Below are 16,552 nucleotides of genomic sequence, written 5' to 3'. Positions count from 1 at the left end.
CTGAGTGACCGATCACCGGAAGTCCCGGCTACGGCCGATCGCCATGCCCAGGTGGAGGCGTTCGATCTTGTCCGCCACCACGCTCACCGCGCCCGAGCGGTTCTCCACGGTGCCGCGGACGATGAGCGCCGGGGCCGAGGAGACGATCGGGCGGTAGCGCGCCCACAGTCCCACCGAGCACACGATGTTGGTCATGCCCGTCTCGTCCTCGAGGCTGAGGAAGGTCACACCCTCGGCGGTGGCGGGCCGCTGCCTGTGGGTGACCGCACCGGCGACCTCGACCCGGCTGCCGTCGGGGACGTGGGCGAGCCCGGCGGTGGTGCACACCCCCCGGGAGTCGAGCCAGGGTCGCGCGTGAACCGTCGGGTACTCCTCGGGGCTGATCCCGGTGGCGGCCAGATCCGCGGAGGTGAGCTCCAGAACACTCATCCCCGGCAGCGCCGGGGCGTCGACCTGACTCAGTCCGGGCAGCATCCCGGGCCGTTGCCGGGCCGCGGTGGCCGCCGACCACAGGGCCGCCCGCCGCCCCCCGACGCCGAGCGCGTCGAGTGCCCCCGCGGTGGCCAGCGCCTCCATCTGCCGGACGGTCAGTCCCGTGCGGCCGGCGAGGTCGGCGGCCGAGAGGTACGGGCCGTGGGTGTCGCGCTCGTCGGCGATCGCCGTGGCGAGGTCGGTGCCGATCGCCCGCACTGACTCCAGGCCGAGGCGCACCTCGGTGCCCCGGTTCTCACACGTGGCACCGCCGATCGAGCGGTTGACGCAGGGACGGTGCACGGTGACGCCGTGCCGCCGGGCGTCGGCCACGAGGGACTGCGGTGAGTAGAACCCCATCGGCTGGCTGCGGAGCAGAGCCGCACAGAAGATGGCCGGGTGGTGGCACTTGAACCACGCCGAGTAGTACACGATCGCCGCGAAGGACTGGGAGTGACTCTCGGGGAAGCCGTAGTTGGCGAACGCGCACATCTTCTCCCAGATCCGCTCCCCCACCTCCGGCCCTGTGACCGGCGTCCCGGGCGCGCCCGTACCGATGCCGTGGAGTTCACGCATGCCCGCGAAGAACCGTTCGCGCAGCCGCGCCATCCGCTCGGGTGAGCGCTTGGCCCCCATCGCCCGGCGGAGCTGGTCCGCCTCCGCCCCGGTGAACCCGGCGATCTCGGTGGCGATCTGCATGAGCTGCTCCTGGAACAGCGGGATCCCCAGCGTCCGCCCCAGGGCCGCCTCGAGCGCGGGGTGGTCGAACACCACCTCCTCCCGCCCGTTGCGCCTGCGGATGTAGGGGTGCACGGAACCGCCCTGGATGGGGCCGGGGCGAATGAGCGCCACCTCCACCACGAGGTCGTAGAACGTCCGCGGCCGGAGTCTGGGCAGCGTGGCCATCTGCGCCCGCGACTCCACCTGGAACACCCCCACGGAATCGCCCCGGCACAGCATCTCGTAGACCTCGGGGTCAGCGAGGTCCAGTCGGGCCAGGTCCACCTCGAGATCCTTGTGCTCGGCCGCCAGGTCGATGGCGTGGTGCAGCGCCGTGAGCATCCCCAGCCCCAGCATGTCGAACTTGACCAGGCCGACCGCCGCGCAGTCGTCCTTGTCCCACTGCAGGACGGTCCGCCCGGGCATGCGTGCCCATTCGACGGGCACCACGTCGGCTACCGGCCGGTCGCAGATCACCATGCCCCCGGAGTGGATGCCGAGGTGTCGGGGCAGTCCGACGAGTCTGCGGGCCAGCGCCAGCACGTCGGCCGGGACGGTGTGTTCGGTGACCTCCCGATCGTGGTTCTTCAGCCCCGACCACCGGTCGACACTCTTGGACCATGCGTCCTGCTGCCCGGTGGAGTAGCCGAGTGCCCGGGCCACGTCCCGTACGGCAGACCGTCCCCGGTAGGTGATGACGTTGGCCACCTGCGCGGCGTGGTCCCGGCCGTAGCGGGAGTAGACGTACTGGATGGCCTCCTCCCGGCGGCCGGACTCGATGTCCACGTCGATATCGGGCGGGCCGTCCCGCTCCGGGGACAGGAATCGCTCGAACAGCAGGTGCGCACCCACCGGGTCGACGTTGGTGATGCCGAGGGAGTAGCAGACCGCCGAGTTGGCGGCCGAACCCCTGCCCTGGCAGAGGATGCCCTCTCTACGACAGAACTCGACGATGTCGTGGACGACGAGGAAGTAGCCGGGGAACCCCAGCTCGGCGATCACCCCCAGCTCGCGGTCGATCTGGGCGTAGGCCTCCGGTGCCGCCCCACGCTTCCCGTATCGGCGTGCGGCTCCCGCATAGGTGAGCTCGGCGAGCCGGGTGTCCTCGGTGTGGCCCTCGGGGACGTCGAACGGCGGCAGCTCGGGGGCGATGAGCCGGAGGTCGAACGCGCACTCGCGGCCCAGTCCCGCCGCGCCGGTGACGGCGTCCGGCCAGCGGTCGAACAGCTCCGCCATCTCCTCCCCCGAGCGCAGGTACGCCCCGCCGGCTGCGGGCAGGTGCGCGGCATGGGCCTCCAGGGCGTTGCGGGCTCCGAGCGCAGCCATGACCGAGGCCAGACGGGCGTCCTCCGGGCCCGCACAGTGCGCGGCGGTGGTGGCCACGACGGGCAGACCCGCCGCGGCGGCGAGCGTGGCCAGCGCATCACACCGCTCGGTGTCCTCGGGCACTCCGTGGCAGGTCAGTTCGACGATCACCCGGTCCCTGCCGAACAGCTCGACGAGCTCGGTCAGCGCCGTGCCCGCGGCCGCGGTGTCGAAGTCGGACGCGCCCGCGCCGCCCCGCTCGAGGGCCCGCCGCACCCGTCCCCGGCGGCAGCCGGTGAGCACGTACCAGTGGCCCCCGGCGGCCTCCGCGAGTTCGGCGATCTCGTACCGCGGCTCGCCCTTGGCCCCGCCCCGCAGGTGGGCGCGGGCGATCGCACGCGAGAGTCTGCGGTAACCCTCCCCTCCGCGGGCCAACACGAGCAGGTGCTCGCCCCCTGGCAGCGAGAGTTCGGCACCGAAGACGGTCGCCAGCCCCAGCTCGGAGGCCGCCTCGGCAAAGCGGACGACCCCGTACAACCCGTCGTGGTCGGTGATCGCCAGCGCGGTCAGTCCCAGCTCCGCTGCCGCCTCCGCCATCGCCTCGGGTGAGGAGGCTCCGTCCAGGAAACTGAAGGCGGAATGGGCGTGGAGCTCGGCGTAGGGCACGCGTCCCTGCGTCCGGGGCCGCTGCGGAGGGGTGTACTCACCCCGTCGACGGGACCAGGCGGGGGCGTCGCTGCCGTCGCCGGGGTGCGGGTTCTGGGGCCCACGCGGGTTCGGTCTCCCGGACAGTACCCTCTCGAGCTCGGTCCAGGTCCTGGGTCCGTGGTACCAGTTCACCGGGCCCCACCCGCCTTGGTCCGATGCGTGGGCTCAGAGCTGGGTGAACGACTCCACGACCCACGCCGAGGCCTCGCCGGGCGGCTTGCGGCAACTCTGGGATCGCGGAGGGAGCGGGCGGGTACCCGCCTCGACGCGCCAGGCGCGCCCGTCGGTGTGCCGGACCACGGCCACGCGCGGGGAGTCGGGGTCGAGGGTGACGACGAGGTCGTCCACCCCCGCCTCCACTCCGGAGTTCCGCACGGCGACCTCCGCCACCTGACCGGCCGATGGCCACGTGCTGCGGCCCCGCAGGTTCTCGGTGACGACCCGGCCGTCCAGCGCCGCCTCGACGACCCCGGCCGCGTGGGCCACCTCCGCGGGCCCGTAGGTGTAGCCGGTGCCGGGCAGTAGCAGAACCGGTGCGAAGCGGTGCCCTCCGGTGTGGGAGCACTCCCACACCGCGGCATCGGGATCGAGCGCGGCCAGGCGCCCACCCACCAGGGTCTCCAGGCCGGCCGCGACCGGGCGTCCCCGCACGGCGCAGCACTGGTCGCGCTTGGCGTGGGTGCACACGAGTGGGACAGGTGCCGCGACCTCACGGGTGCCGGCCACGTGCCCGTCGGGCGACAGGTCCAGACCGAGCAATTCCCCGGGCCCGTCGACACGGCCGGTGCGGATGCTCCGCCGGCCGGGACGGGTGTCGCAGAGGTAGAAGCGGTGCCGGTCGAGGCGCTGGCCCTCGCGGCCGGGCCGCCGGATGAAGAGCATGCGCGATCCACAGGCCGCGACGTGCTCCTTGAGACGTCGGGACAGGTCCTCGCCCAGCGCCTCACCGTCGAAGATGTCGCGTCCCCACCGCCCGGGGACCTCCAGCAGCACCCATGACTCCTCGTGGGCGGCGGTGCCGGCCGGCGGCTCGTCGGCCGACTGCAAGGAGCACCAGTCCGGTTGTGTGGCGGAATCGGTATCTGACACGACCCCATGGTGCCCCATCCCGCGGAGAGGCGTAACTGTAGCCACCTTGTGGGACAAAAGTGACCAGAGGGACCTAGGCTGGGGGTATGTATACCCGACACCGCCGCCTCGCCGCGGCCGCCGCTCTCACCGCTGTCGCGTCCCTGGGCCTGGCGGGATGCGGGGCCGACACCTCGACCGACACCCCCGCCACGAGCCAATCGACCACCGCGGAATCCTCCCCGGCCGCGCTGGCCCGGGCCCTGGCGCCGGACGAGACCGAGACCTCCGATCCCGCGGCCAGGCCCGCGGACTCCGCTCCGAAGAGCGAGGACCCCGGCGACGTCGCCGAGCGCGCCCAGCTCGTCGTGACCGAGATCCGCGTGGGCGACTTCCAGGGCAAGGACCGTGTGGTCTTCGAGCTCGAGGGCCAGGGCCTCCCGGGGTACTCCGTGGACTACGTGGACGCCCCCGCCCAGCAGGGCAGCGGCTTCCCTGTGGAGGTGTCCGGGGACTCGTTCCTCCAGGTGATGATCCGCGACCAGGTCCTGCCCACCACGGCCTCCATGTCGGAGGTCCCCGTGGGCACCGTCTCGAGCGACGAGGCGACCGGGGTGTCCGGAGTGGCCTTCGCGGGCCAGTTCGAGGGTCAGGCGCAATCGGTCATCGGCCTCGAGGGTTCGGACCGCGCCTTCTCGGCGTTCCTCCTCCAGAACCCGACCCGCCTGGTGGTCGACATCGAGCGCTGAGCACACCCGACGAACGACGGGGGCCATGAACAGGTTCATTCGTGGACGGTTCATTCGTGGACGGTTCATTCGTGGACGGTTCATTCGTATATCCCCTCGACGGTCCAACTCCCCGGTTCGTCCCCGACCAGGCAGCACAGCAGCAATGCGGCCGCCCGCTCGGGGACGACCTGTATCCGGGCCCTCGGCCGGCGGGGCTCACCGCCGGGGCCCGGCTCCCACCAGGCCTCGTCGACCTGCCACGGCCGCGACCAGCCGAGCAACGCGCATCGATGGCCCGTCATCTCTACCGACTCGGGCCGCCCGGTGAGCAGACCGCGTGGACCGACCCCGACCGGCGCTCCCGCCGCGGTGCGCAGCAGGACCCCCCCGGCGAGGGGGACCCGTGCCACGACCCCTGACCCGGGGTCACGGCTCTCACGGATTTCCAGCCGGTACCCCGGCCCCGGCCACACCACCGACGGCGACGGTGCCGGCAGAGACCCCGGCCACGGCCCCTCCGTGACAGGGTCGGCCGGGGCGTCCCCGTACGGCAGGGACCGCACGCGATCGCCCGGACCTCGGCCACCGACCTCCACGGGGACACGGACCGACTCCGGTCCGAGCAGTCCCTGCACCCGCACGAGTGCGCGGTGCACACGTGCCTCCGCCAACCCCGCCTCGCCCCACAACCCCTCCTGGACGCGGCCGGCGGGGACCACCTCCACCGGCTCCAGGACGAGTGCGGTGACCGCCCCTCCGACACCTCCGGCGATCGCGGTACCGGTGAGCCAACCCTCCAACTGCCAGCGCAGCCGGTCAGCGGTGCCCTCCGGGGTGAGCGGAGCGGAACACCGCCACACCCGGTTGACCTCCACGCCACCCTCGACCCGCGCGGTGATGGACAGACGCAGGCATGCGACCCCGGCCGCGGCGAGTACGGAGTGCAGCTCCCCCGCCAACCGTCGCCCGAGGAACGCCGCCTCGTCGACCCGCTCCAGGGGCGGATCGCACCGGTGTTCGACCGCCGATCCCGTGGGCACCGCGGAGACCGACGGCGGCCGCCACGGCACAGCGCGCGCGATGCGGTGAGCCACCGCGCCCACCTCACCGAACCGGGTGGACACGTCTCGTGGTGGGAGCGCGGCGAAGTCACCCAGCGTCCGCACGCCCAGCCGGCGCAACAGCCCGACCAGCTCCGTCAACACCTCGGGGTCGCCCAGCGCGGGCTCCACCACGAGCGCGTCCACGGGTAACCCGGCGAGGTAGTCGGCGTCCCCTCCCGGTTCCAGTAGCGCCGACCCGCGCGCGCCGAGCACGGCCGTGGGCAGCTCGTCCGCCAACCCCACCTGGCATTCGGTCCCGGCCGCCGCCACCGCGTCCACCACCCGGGTGACGACCTGTTCCACTCCGCCGTGGAACCGCAGTGCCCCGGCCGCGGAGAACACGAACAGGCCGGGCCGCAGCACCTCGATGCCCGGCACCACCGCGTCCAGCGCCTGCACCACGGGCTCGAACCACACGGCGTCCCGTGCCGGGTCCGCCACCGACACGACCAGCTCCGGGCATCGGAACTGCGCCTCGCGCCGGCGCAACCCGCGCCGCACCCCGACCGCACGCGCGACGGCGTTGCACGCGAGCACCCCGCGCGCACCGATGACCGCGAGCGGCAGGTGAAGACCGTGCCCCTCGGCCCGCGCTGCCGCGACCGCCGGCCAGTCCGGACACCACACCGCCATGACCCGTGCGCTCATCCCGCCGCCACCCATTCCGCAGTTCGGGAAGGGGCAGTCCGGCCCGAACATCGCACCACGGTGGACACCGAGGCCAGCCGGCCGGCACCCGCACCCAGCCCCCCATACCGGCAGTGTCGGCCCGCCAACGTGACCTCCGGCCCGGGCCAGGACGGGCCCACGAGGAGCACCGCTCCCGCGGCACGAACCCGCCCCGCGAGCACACGAGCCCGGGATGGGGCAACCGACGCGACACCGGGACCCAGCAGCACCAGGTCCAGGCCGTCGAGCAGCACCGACACCACCGCGGCGGGATCCGGTCCGGGATCCGGAACCAACGCCAGACAGTCCAACCGGCCGCCCTGTTCGGCCACCGCGGCCACCCCGAGCTCCGGCCAACCCACCACCGCACATCTGACCCCGGACGCCGTGGCCGCGGCCAGCAGGCCCACCCGGAGAGTGGCACTGCCGGACACCGCGGTGACGCGGCCCGCGGGCAGCACCCCGCCCGGCAGCAGGGGCGCCACCGATCCCGGCACCACGACCCCCGGCACCGCGACGCCGGGAACCGCGACCTCCGGCACCGCAGAGGCCTCCGCCTCCTCGGAACCAGCGGCCGCGACAGACACGGATACGGCCGGAGTCGTTCCCACCGGGGTCTGGGCACGCGCCGCCGCGGGTACACCTCCGCCGGGCATCGCGGCCAGACGCCGACGCAGCTCGGTGACGCGCTCCGCACGCCCGAGACCGGCCAGGTCGACAGAAGATGCCGTCAATACCATCACCACCAACTCCCGCCCAGGCCGACACGCCGAACACCGCGTGGATCGAATGATCTTTCGAGTACGCGATCAGTGAACACCACCGGTACGACACGGCGCAAGAACACCTGTTCGACACGGCCGACCGGAGGTCACCGTCGGACCAACCGGATACGCTGTGTCCACCAGCGAGAGGAGAGGCATGGCCGGACTACGCTTCCGACTCCGCCAGATCAGCCGGCGATTCTGGTTCCTGCCCGCCGTCATGACCCTCGTCGCGCTTGCCCTCGCCCAGCTCGGGACGTGGCTGTCCACCAACCCGGGGACGAGCGACGACGCTCCCGCCTGGCTCTACGGCGGTGGTGTGGACGGCTCCCGGAGCATCCTCGCCGCCGTGGCGAGCAGCTCCATCGGTGTGGGCGGCACAGTCTTCTCCATCACCATCGCCGCCCTCTCCTACGCCGCGGGCACCATGGGTCCGCGGCTGCTCCAGAACTTCACGGAGGACCGCGGGAACCAGGTCACGCTGGGTATCTTCATCTCCACATTCGCCTTCAGTCTCTACAGCCTGCGCACGGTCACCGGCGGCGACGAGGGAACACCGTTCGTCCCCCACTACAACGTGACCCTGGCGCTCGTCCTGGCGCTCTGCTGTATCGGCGCGCTCGTGTACTTCATCGGCCATGTCACCGGCTCGATCAACACCACCCGCGTGGTCAACCTCCTCACCGCCGACCTCCGGTCCTCCCTGCTCAACGCCACCGAGCTCACAGACCCGGACCGCAACGTGCAGTCGCCTCCGGCGGAGGAGTTCTGGGCGGAGGCGGAGACCCTCCTCGCGGAGAAGGGCGGACACCTGCAGTTGGTCGACCACGAGGGGCTCGTCGATCTCGCCGTCGAGACCGGGACGACGATCCGGCTCCTCGTCCGACCGGGGGACTACCTCTACCCCAACTCCCCCGTCGCCGAGGCCGTCCCCACCCTGCCCGACGGCATCTACTCCCGGCTCACGGTCGGCGACTCCCGCACCCGCGAGCAGGACGTCGAACACGCCGTCCGTCTGCTCACCGAGGTGGGCACTCGAGCGCTGAGTCCGGGCACCAACGACCCGTTCACCGCGGTCGACGTCATCGACCGCTTCGGGGACGCACTGTGCACCCTCGAGGATCGGGAGTGGCCGACCGGGGTGTACTCGAGCGACGACAAGGTCCGCCTCGTCGTGGCGACCTCCGATTTCGAGGGCCTCGTCGCAGCGATGTTCGACCAGATACGGCAGTTCGGTGCGGGCTCTCCGGCCGTCAGCATCAGGATCCTCGACGTCCTCGCCGTAGCGGCACGAGTCCTCGACGACCCCGGCCGACGAGCGGTCGTCACCCACCACGCTACGAAGCTCCGTGATGACGCCCTCGACGCCACCCGCAATGCCGACGACCGGGTCACCATCGAGCGTCGTCACCGCGCCGTGCTCGAGGCCGCCGGATAACCCGGCCGAGCCAGGTGGCAGGGCCGGGCGGAAGGGGCGGGCGGAAGGGGCGGGCGGGAGGGCCAGGCGGGAGAGAGGGCCGGGCGGACGTGGCCTGCGTTCACCCGGTGTCGCCCGGGCGGCCATCCCCCGCCCCTACCCTGGCGAGCATGAAAGCCTCCATCGGGAACCGCATCGTGCTCATCGGCGCGGGGGACGTGGGCATCGCCTACGGCTACGCGCTCGTCAACCAGGGCCTGGCCGACCACCTGGCCATCATCGACATAGACCACGACAAACTGGTCGGCGAGGTCATGGACCTCAACCACGGGGTCGTGTGGGCGCCCTCCCCCACCCTCGTCACGGAGGGCACCTACGACGACTGTGCGGACGCCACTATGGTGGTGATCTGCGCCGGCGCCGCCCAGCGACCCGGCGAGACGCGGCTCGACCTGGTCGGCAAGAACATGGCGATCTTCGAGGGGATCGTCGGTGACGTCATGGCGACCGGTTTCGACGGCATCCTGCTGGTGGCCACCAACCCCGTCGACATCCTCACCCAGGCCTCATGGCGCTACTCCGGGCTGCCCGCCGCGCAGGTCATCGGTTCCGGCACGATCCTCGACTCGGCGCGCTTCCGGTTCATGCTGGGCGAGTACTACGACGTCGCCCCGATGAGCGTGCACGCCTCGATCATCGGTGAACACGGCGACACCGAACTGCCGGTCTTCTCCTCGGCCAACGTCTCCGGGGTTCCATTGCGCCGAGACCTCGACGGGGACCCGGCGAAGCGGGATCGACTGGCCCAGATCTTCACGGAAACCAGGGACGCCGCCTACCGGATCATCGACTCCAAGGGCTCCACCAGTTACGGCATCGGCATGGGACTGGCCCGCATCACGCGCGCCGTCCTGCGCAACGAGCAGGTGTCGCTACCGGTCTCCACGTTGCTGCGGGGCGAGTACGGCGAGGACGGGATCTACATCGGCGTCCCCGCGGTGATCGGCCGGACCGGCGTCCAGCGCGTGGTGGAACTGGACCTCGACGCCACCGAGCGGGAACAGTTCGCCCGCAGCGCGTCTGCACTGCGGGCGGTGTCGGAGCAGTTCGAGATACTGCGCTGAGTCAGAGGGCCCCGGGAGGATCGCTGGCCGGGAAGGACTCGTCGCCCCACTCGTCAGCGATAGCGTCGTCGTGCTCGTACCTGGCCTGATCCGCGGGCTCCTCGGAATGCTCGCCGGTGCGGTCGGGGTTCTGCGGACTCGTCATGATTCAACCTCCTGCGGCCGTACGGGGCGTGCGGCGATACTCAGATTACCGGACACCGCAGGCCCCGGCGGCGACGGACGCCACCGCCTGATCCACTACAGGAACTGGAGAAACGGCCATGCACAGCACCGACTACACCGACACGCTGATCCTTCCCGCACCCGACACCAGGGCGGAGTCAGCCACGGAACCGCCGACCGGGAAACGCTCGATCGCCGAGTTGCAGTACGAGAGGCTCTCGGGTGCGGACTACACGTGGACCAGCGATGACCTGATCTTCGACGTGCACTGCGTACGCAAGGGCATCGGGGACGCAGACCGTGCGGCCGAACGCGAACGGTTCTTCTCCAAGGGGCAGCCCTGCCTGCGCACCTCCCCGTTGGCCAAGACGTACGGCTGGGCGCTGCACTTCGACTCCGGCGGGCGGATCGCGCTGCTGCGCATGGGCTCCGACCGTGTGACCGAACTCGAGTCCGACCCGACGGTGACCGTCAGGTCCGCGATGAAGAGCTCCCGCTAACCGGGCTCGACGTCCGGCAGGGAGCGCAGCCACTCGAGCACCGGACCGGAGACCACCTGTGCGAACTCCTCGTATCCCGCGGGGCCGGGGTGTGCGCCGTCGCCGGCGGCGACCTCTCGCATCCAGGCCCCGCCGGGCCGCAGGGAATCGAAGGTCGGTACGAACGGCACCCCGGCCTCGTCGCACACCGCGGCCATGGCCGCGGCCCGGGCGGTGATCCGCGCGTTGACATCGCCCCACACCACCGGAGGCGGCCCCACGATCAGCAACCGCCCCACGGGCGCCCGGTCGATGATCCCGCACAGTGCCGAGACCGTGCCAGCCTCGTCCACGCGCAGGGCACCCTCGTGCTCCATGACGTCGTTGACCCCGAACTCCGCGATCACCGCCGTGGTCGGGAACGCGGCCCGCCTGCGGTCGACCTCGTCCCAGCGGGCCAGGATCATCTCGGAGGTGTCACCACCGATCCCGGCGACCGCGGTGTGGAGACGCAGACCGGCCCGGGCACCATCCTCGACCAGGTGCGCGGTCCAGCCGCGGCCGGTCTCGTCGCCGTAGCCTGCCACGAACGAGTCACCGATGATGCAGACGGGGAGGTCGCGCGGTTCGCTCACGACGCCACGGTAGCGGCCCAGCACCAGTCCTCGTGGCGGGACCGCGCCCCCAGCGGATCAGCTGCCTCGGCGAGGGGTCACAAATGTGCCCGGCCACCTGAACCCGCCCCTGGGAAAATGTGATCAGAGGTGACCTTTCGCCGGGGTGCGCCGGGGTACGCCGGGGTGCGAGCGCGCCGAGCGCGCCGGGGTGCGAGCGCGCCGAGCGCGCCGGGGGGGCCGCGCGTCAGTCCAGGTGACGGGACTGCGCCCACCGGGTGAGCGCGTGCCGGTTGGACTGCTGGGTCTTGCGCAGCACGTTGGAGGCGTGCGTCTCCACGGTCTTGACCGAGATGAACAGCTTCTCGGCGATCTCCTTGTAGGTGTAGCCGCGGGCCAGCAACCGCAGCACCTCCTTCTCCCGCGGCGTGAGGGAGTCGACCTCGGGGTCGTGGACGGGCTCACCCCGCTCCACCGGCCCGGGCGAGGCGCGGGCGAACGCGTCCAGGACGAACCCGGCGAGGCGCGGGGAGAACACCGCGTCCCCATCGGCCACGCGGCGCACGGCGTCGGCCAGCTCCCCACCGGAGATGGTCTTGGTGACGTAACCGCGCGCCCCGCCGCGGATCACGGCGATCACGTCCTCCGCGGCGTCCGAGACACTCAGCGCGAGGAAGGTGGGCCCGGTGGCGGCTGCGTCATCGGTGGCGGTCGCGGTGACGTCATCGGTCGCGGTGCCGGTGCCGCCCGGAGCGGCTGGGCCACCGGCAACGGCCGGGCCACCGGCAACGGCCGGGCCACCGGCAACGGCCGGGCCACCGACAGTGGCCGGTCCACCGACAGCGGCCGGTCCACCGGCGACGGAACCCAACACCGAGCGGAGCACGGCCACCCCGCCACCATCGGGCATGTGCACGTCGAGCAGGACCACGTCGGGCCGCACCCGCCCGATGCCGGCGACGGCCTCGGCCACCGATCCCGCCTCGCCGACCACCTCGATCCCGGCCTGTCCGGCGAGCTCCGCCCGGACTCCGCTGCGGAACACCGCGTGGTCGTCGACGAGGAAGACCCTGCACATCCTGACGCTGCTCTCCTGCTCGTCGGTCATTCGCCCTCCAGCGGCATCTCGATCCCGATCTCCGTCCCGCGACCGAGGGTACTGCGCACCGTCACGCTGCCGCCCCGGCTCTCCACGCGGTGCCGGATGGACTGGGACAGCCCGTGGCGATCACCGTCGACCTCGTCGGGGTCGAAGCCGCAACCGCGGTCACGGACGAAGGCGCTGAGGACCAGGCCGTCGTTCTCCACGAACACGTCGGCGGTGTCGACGCCGGCGTGCTTGGCCGCGTTGACCAGGGCCTCGCGGACGGCACCCAGGACTGCCTCCTCGGCGTCGCCCACCGGGCCGTCGCCACCCACCACCACCTGGTCCACGCGCAGCCCGTAGGCGTCCTCGACGTCCCCGACGATCACCTCGACGGCCCCGGCGAAGGTGGTGGCGCCGGAGGACATCCGCGCCCCGGCCCCGAAGAGCCACTGCCGCAGCTCGCGCTCCTGCCGGCGGGCCAGCCGCGCCACCTGGCCGGGGTCGTCGGAGCGCTTCTGGATCAACGCCAGCGTCTGCAGGACGGAATCGTGAAGGTGCGAGGCGATGTCGCTGCGCTCTGCCTCGCGGATGCGGGCGGAGCGTTCCTCCTCCAGTGACCGCCACAGCCGCAGCCCCACGGGGACGCTGAGCAGCACCACACCCACGAGGGTCGCCAGCACAGCGAGAATCGACGACCGGAGGGCGGCGAACTCGACCTGGCCCAGGACGACGACGGCGAGTCCGACGACGACGAGGGTCGCACCGGCGGTGACCCTGGCCCAATCGAAGACGGACCTGGGCGCCACCCGTCCCCCGCCGTCGTACTGCTGCCAGACCAGACCGGCTCCCAGGGCCACGATCAGGACGGGCACGATCACGTGCAACCCCGTCGCGGTGGTCACCATGATCGACAGCACCGACCCCACCAGTGCCACGGCCGCGAGGGCCATGCCACGTCGCCGCTCCCTCGCGTCCGTCGGGGCGGATCCGACCTGCACCCGTGCCGACGGGGTCAGCGCCCACAGCGCGGCGTAGAACAGCACGCCTGCGCCGGACAGGGTGGCGAGCAGCACCATCGCCAGTCGCACATAGGTGACACGCACCCCGAGATGGGCGGAGAGCCCCGCGCACACGCCGGCGACCACGGACCCGTCGGAGATCCGGGTCAGGGACGGGTACCACCGGAACCCCGCCGGCTGCACGGCGGGAGGGCGCGACACCGGGGCGACCGGCGGGCGCGGCGCGGCGGCCGACACCGGATCGATCGCGTTCTCACTCATACCCGCCATGGTCACAGATCGCGGCCCCGAGAGGTATCGGGGACATCCCCCGGTTCGTCCCTGCCGGGAGCGGTCCCGCCGACCGCCCGAATGTCGTAGACCACGCTTGCCGGAGTGATCCCGAACTCCGTCATCCCGGCTACCAGGTCGCGGGAGATGGCGTCCTTGACCGCCCGCGCACCGTGACTGCCGACGACGAAGCGGACGGTCACGAGGATCCAGTCCTCCTGCAGGGACACGAAGACCTGAGGTCCGAACTCGCGCACGTCGACCGCGTAGACGCGGCTCATCCGTTGCATGCTCGTCATCGCCTCGTCGCTCAGCTGGCGCGTGTGCCGGTCGGCGCACGTGTGGAACAACTCGTCCACGGCGCGCAGATCCACGTCGAACGGGAGGTTGACCGAGATCTCCTCCCAGAGGAAGGGGAAGCCGCGGGTGTAGTTGAAGACGGCCTTGTCGAAGATCACACCGTTGGACACCGTCACCACCCGTCCGGTGAACTGGCGGCTCGGTACCCAGTTCCCGGTCTCCGACCCGGTCATGGATGACGGGGCCCCCATCTCCATGACGGTCGTCCGAAGGAAGCCCAGGGACATCACGTCACCACGCACCTCGCCGACGGCGATCCGGTCACCGACGGCGAAGACCCTGCCCCGGAGGATGACGAAGTACCCCGCGAGGCTCGCGATGACCTTCTGCAGCGCGAAGGCCAGCCCCGCGGTGACGAGCCCGATACCCACGGTCAGGTCGGTGCCCGGTGTCACCCAGATGGAGAAGAGCCCCAGCACGGCCGCGACCGCGGTGAGGAGCTGCAGCCCTTGTTTGGTCCAGAACCTGGACGCGGACCCCGCGGGACCGGTGACAGTCCGCATCACCGTCCGCGACACCGAGTTGAACAGCGAGAGCACCACCAGCAGCAGCGCGCTGAGGAGCACCTTGAGGACGGTACGACCGCTGACGCCGACCATCGTCACACCGAAGAGCCGCAGCGGTTCGTCGGAGCTCAGGAATCCCACGACGGTGTCGACCATGCCGCCATCATCCCTGCCCGGTGCTCTCAGGGTCGAATATCAGGGTCGGCCCCCGATGTGGAAACACGGGCCGCCCACCACGATGGAGTCATGTCCAGCACGAGCACCACCGACGTCCCATCAGAGCTCCGCTCCCTGTGGCGGACCCGACCCGTCCGGACCCCGGACGACGCCAAGATCGCCGGCGTCTGTGGCGGCTTCGGCCGTCGCTACGGGGTAGACCCCGTCCTCTTCCGCATCGCCTTCGTGATCGCCGCCCTCTGGGGCGGGGCCGGGGTGTTCCTGTACGCACTGCTGTGGCTCCTCCTGCGCTCCGCCGGTGACGAGGCGTCCAAGGGGGAGGCACTGATCGGGAAGGGCCGGGCCTCCGGCTCCAAGGTCACGGCGGTGATCCTCGTCGTCGTCGTCCTCCTCAGCGCCCCCACCTTCGGCGGTTCCGGGGACAGCCTCGTGGTGGGGGCCGGGTTCCTCATGGCCGTCGCGATGCTCGCCGGCTGGTACGGACTCCACCGCCGCACCCCCGTGCCACCCACCGGGTGGTCCGAGGTGTCCGCCGTGCGGCCCCCGTCGCCGCGGGCCGGCACCACCCGTTCCGCCGGGGCATCGCAGGAGCCCGGCTCCGGCCCCGGGGCCCCGTACGGCCCGCCGGTGCCGCCCTCGTGGGACCCCCTCGGTGCCGCGCCGTTCGCCTGGGACCTGCCCGACCCCGGGACCATCCCCGCACCCGCACCCGCACCCCAGCCGTCCGGCCCCAGGTCCCGGTCCCGCTTGACCAAGGTCACCCTGGGCCTTGCCCTCATCGCGGTGGCCGTGTCCGCGGGATTGTCCACGCTGGGCGGGTTGACCTGGCTCGACTCCACGAGGATCGCCGCGATCGCGCTCGCCGTGGTGGCCGGTGGGCTGCTCATCGGTGCGGTCACCCGCAGGGGCCACGGACTACTGGTGGTGGCCGGTCCGCTCGCCGGGTTCGTGCTCCTCGCCTCACTGGTCCAGGTCCCCGAGGGCGGCTGGGAGGGCACCGGTGACCAGTTCGTGGAGATCACCGACCCCGTCCAGCTCGGCACCCCCGTGGCCCACGAGATCGGCAGCCTGACCGTGGACATGCGCGGGCTGGAGTTGGACCGGGACCGCGACTACAGCGTCGCCAGCGACATGGGCGAGGTGCGGGTGATACTCCCCCCGGACCTCGAGGTGGACCTGAACTGTCGCGCCGACCTCGGATCGGTGGACTGTCCGGATCTCCCCGTCCGGGAACCGGGCGGACCCGTCCTGAGCCTGGACGTCGCGACCGGCGTCGGATCGGTCACGGTGACACGATGAGCCGCCGATCCGACGACGACCACACCGATCACAATGACCACACCGGCCACACCGGCCCGCAACCCACCGGGAGCGATGAGATGACCAGCCACGACCTGCACGCCGACACCACCACCCGTCCCGACCAGCCGCTCCACGACCCGCTCCCCTACGGAACCGGCTTCACCGACCCGCAGGGGTTCGGGTACGGCGTTGCCCCCGGGTACGGGACCGCCTCCGGGTACGGGATGCCCTCCGGGTACGGGGTCTCTACCGGGTACGGGGTCGCCTACGAGCCCGAGCCCGCCACCGACACGGTGGCGCGGCGCGAGCGTTCCGGATCGCCGGTGCTCGCGGTGGCCGGACTGCTCTCGCTGGGAGTCGCCGTGTGGGCGATCCTGGGCGCACCGGTGATCACGACGACCGTGGTGATCACCGCGTCACTGGTACTGCTGGTCCTGGTCGGGCTGGCGATGGTCATCCGACGCTGAGCCCATCGTCCGACGCTGACCCCATC

15 protein-coding genes and 1 pseudogene are annotated in these 16,552 nt (G+C 71.8%); 6 read left to right on the top strand and 10 right to left on the bottom strand.

Features of this window, described 5'->3' with window-relative positions:
- Positions 1–12: 12 nt before the first annotated feature.
- Positions 13–3,336, bottom strand: coding sequence for an error-prone DNA polymerase (locus A6048_RS04325; protein ID WP_211310058.1), 3,324 nt, complete (start codon positions 3,334–3,336; stop codon positions 13–15).
- A 33-nt stretch (positions 3,337–3,369) separates the two neighbouring features.
- Positions 3,370–4,293 carry a ferredoxin family protein gene (locus A6048_RS04320; RefSeq protein ID WP_244911053.1) on the bottom strand — a complete coding sequence of 308 codons (924 nt, stop codon included), beginning with the start codon at positions 4,291–4,293 and terminating at the stop codon, positions 3,370–3,372.
- Positions 4,294–4,379: 86 nt separating this feature from the next.
- Here A6048_RS04320 and A6048_RS04315 point away from each other — a divergent pair, with 86 nt between their 5' ends.
- Positions 4,380–5,021, top strand: coding sequence for an AMIN-like domain-containing (lipo)protein (locus A6048_RS04315; RefSeq protein WP_107748629.1), 642 nt, complete (start codon positions 4,380–4,382; stop codon positions 5,019–5,021).
- 80 nt (positions 5,022–5,101) lie between these two features.
- On the opposite strand, the gene A6048_RS04310 is transcribed toward A6048_RS04315, so the two are convergent.
- Positions 5,102–6,754 (bottom strand): DNA polymerase Y family protein, encoded by a 1,653-nt coding sequence (locus A6048_RS04310; RefSeq protein ID WP_107748721.1) that lies wholly within the window; start codon positions 6,752–6,754, stop codon positions 5,102–5,104.
- Positions 6,751–7,515: a hypothetical protein gene (locus tag A6048_RS04305; protein WP_107748722.1), complete on the bottom strand. Its 765-nt coding sequence runs from the start codon at positions 7,513–7,515 to the stop codon at positions 6,751–6,753. Before A6048_RS04305 ends, A6048_RS04310 begins: the two co-directional genes overlap by 4 nt.
- A 181-nt stretch (positions 7,516–7,696) precedes the next feature.
- On the opposite strand from A6048_RS04305, the gene A6048_RS04300 reads away from it, so the two are divergent.
- The gene (locus A6048_RS04300; RefSeq protein ID WP_107748630.1) at positions 7,697–8,977 is read left to right on the top strand and encodes a DUF2254 domain-containing protein; all 1,281 of its coding nucleotides are present in this window, start codon (positions 7,697–7,699) and stop codon (positions 8,975–8,977) included.
- Between the two features lie 149 nt (positions 8,978–9,126).
- Positions 9,127–10,080 carry an L-lactate dehydrogenase gene (locus A6048_RS04295; RefSeq protein WP_107748631.1) on the top strand — a complete coding sequence of 318 codons (954 nt, stop codon included), beginning with the start codon at positions 9,127–9,129 and terminating at the stop codon, positions 10,078–10,080.
- A 1-nt stretch (position 10,081) separates the two neighbouring features.
- Here the strand turns inward: A6048_RS04295 and A6048_RS18390 are convergent, their stop codons facing one another.
- Entirely contained in the window at positions 10,082–10,225 is a 144-nt protein-coding gene (locus A6048_RS18390) for a hypothetical protein (RefSeq protein WP_162845727.1), read from the bottom strand.
- A gap of 118 nt (positions 10,226–10,343) precedes the next feature.
- Between A6048_RS18390 and A6048_RS04290 the strand changes: the two genes are divergently transcribed.
- Entirely contained in the window at positions 10,344–10,745 is a 402-nt protein-coding gene (locus A6048_RS04290; RefSeq protein ID WP_107748632.1) for a DUF6157 family protein, read from the top strand.
- Here the strand turns inward: A6048_RS04290 and A6048_RS04285 are convergent.
- The 5 genes and pseudogenes from A6048_RS04285 to A6048_RS04270 all read right to left on the bottom strand — a co-directional run bounded on the left by A6048_RS04285 (position 10,742) and on the right by A6048_RS04270 (position 14,736).
- Entirely contained in the window at positions 10,742–11,359 is a 618-nt protein-coding gene (locus tag A6048_RS04285; protein ID WP_107748723.1) for an SGNH/GDSL hydrolase family protein, read from the bottom strand. The two genes, A6048_RS04290 and A6048_RS04285, sit on opposite strands and share 4 nt — an antisense overlap.
- A gap of 226 nt (positions 11,360–11,585) precedes the next feature.
- On the bottom strand, positions 11,586–12,248 hold the full coding sequence (locus A6048_RS04280) for a LuxR C-terminal-related transcriptional regulator (protein WP_425320807.1): 663 nt from the start codon (positions 12,246–12,248) through the stop codon (positions 11,586–11,588).
- Positions 12,249–12,272: 24 nt separating this feature from the next.
- Positions 12,273–12,416: pseudogene (locus tag A6048_RS18870) on the bottom strand (response regulator transcription factor); the annotation flags it as partial.
- Between the two features lie 26 nt (positions 12,417–12,442).
- Positions 12,443–13,705 carry an ATP-binding protein gene (locus A6048_RS04275; RefSeq protein ID WP_235027659.1) on the bottom strand — a complete coding sequence of 421 codons (1,263 nt, stop codon included), beginning with the start codon at positions 13,703–13,705 and terminating at the stop codon, positions 12,443–12,445.
- A gap of 11 nt (positions 13,706–13,716) precedes the next feature.
- Positions 13,717–14,736, bottom strand: a complete 1,020-nt coding sequence (locus A6048_RS04270; RefSeq protein WP_107748634.1) for a mechanosensitive ion channel family protein — start codon at positions 14,734–14,736, stop codon at positions 13,717–13,719.
- A gap of 90 nt (positions 14,737–14,826) precedes the next feature.
- Here A6048_RS04270 and A6048_RS04265 point away from each other — a divergent pair, with 90 nt between their 5' ends.
- Positions 14,827–16,056, top strand: a complete 1,230-nt coding sequence (locus A6048_RS04265; protein WP_107748635.1) for a PspC domain-containing protein — start codon at positions 14,827–14,829, stop codon at positions 16,054–16,056.
- On the top strand, positions 16,053–16,526 hold the full coding sequence (locus A6048_RS04260; protein WP_107748636.1) for a hypothetical protein: 474 nt from the start codon (positions 16,053–16,055) through the stop codon (positions 16,524–16,526). The genes A6048_RS04265 and A6048_RS04260 overlap by 4 nt, the downstream gene beginning before the upstream one ends.
- Positions 16,527–16,552 lie beyond the last annotated feature (26 nt).

The organism is Dietzia psychralcaliphila, from assembly GCF_003096095.1.
In the GTDB taxonomy this organism is placed as follows: Bacteria; Actinomycetota; Actinomycetes; order Mycobacteriales; family Mycobacteriaceae; genus Dietzia; species Dietzia psychralcaliphila.
The sequence above is the reverse complement of the archived record's forward strand: the minus strand, read 5'-3'. Positions and strand labels throughout refer to the sequence as shown.

Coding starts and splice junctions, on each gene's coding strand:
- A6048_RS04280 (WP_425320807.1), bottom strand. CDS start 12,248: ATGCCCGATGGTGGCGGGGTGGCCGTGCTCCGCTCGGTGTTGGGTTCC.
- A6048_RS04315 (WP_107748629.1), top strand. CDS start 4,380: ATGTATACCCGACACCGCCGCCTCGCCGCGGCCGCCGCTCTCACCGCT.
- A6048_RS04295 (WP_107748631.1), top strand. CDS start 9,127: ATGAAAGCCTCCATCGGGAACCGCATCGTGCTCATCGGCGCGGGGGAC.
- A6048_RS04275 (WP_235027659.1), bottom strand. CDS start 13,705: ATGAGTGAGAACGCGATCGATCCGGTGTCGGCCGCCGCGCCGCGCCCG.
- A6048_RS18390 (WP_162845727.1), bottom strand. CDS start 10,225: ATGACGAGTCCGCAGAACCCCGACCGCACCGGCGAGCATTCCGAGGAG.
- A6048_RS04260 (WP_107748636.1), top strand. CDS start 16,053: ATGAGCCGCCGATCCGACGACGACCACACCGATCACAATGACCACACC.
- A6048_RS04290 (WP_107748632.1), top strand. CDS start 10,344: ATGCACAGCACCGACTACACCGACACGCTGATCCTTCCCGCACCCGAC.
- A6048_RS04310 (WP_107748721.1), bottom strand. CDS start 6,754: ATGAGCGCACGGGTCATGGCGGTGTGGTGTCCGGACTGGCCGGCGGTC.
- A6048_RS04300 (WP_107748630.1), top strand. CDS start 7,697: ATGGCCGGACTACGCTTCCGACTCCGCCAGATCAGCCGGCGATTCTGG.
- A6048_RS04265 (WP_107748635.1), top strand. CDS start 14,827: ATGTCCAGCACGAGCACCACCGACGTCCCATCAGAGCTCCGCTCCCTG.
- A6048_RS04270 (WP_107748634.1), bottom strand. CDS start 14,736: ATGGTCGACACCGTCGTGGGATTCCTGAGCTCCGACGAACCGCTGCGG.
- A6048_RS04305 (WP_107748722.1), bottom strand. CDS start 7,515: ATGGTATTGACGGCATCTTCTGTCGACCTGGCCGGTCTCGGGCGTGCG.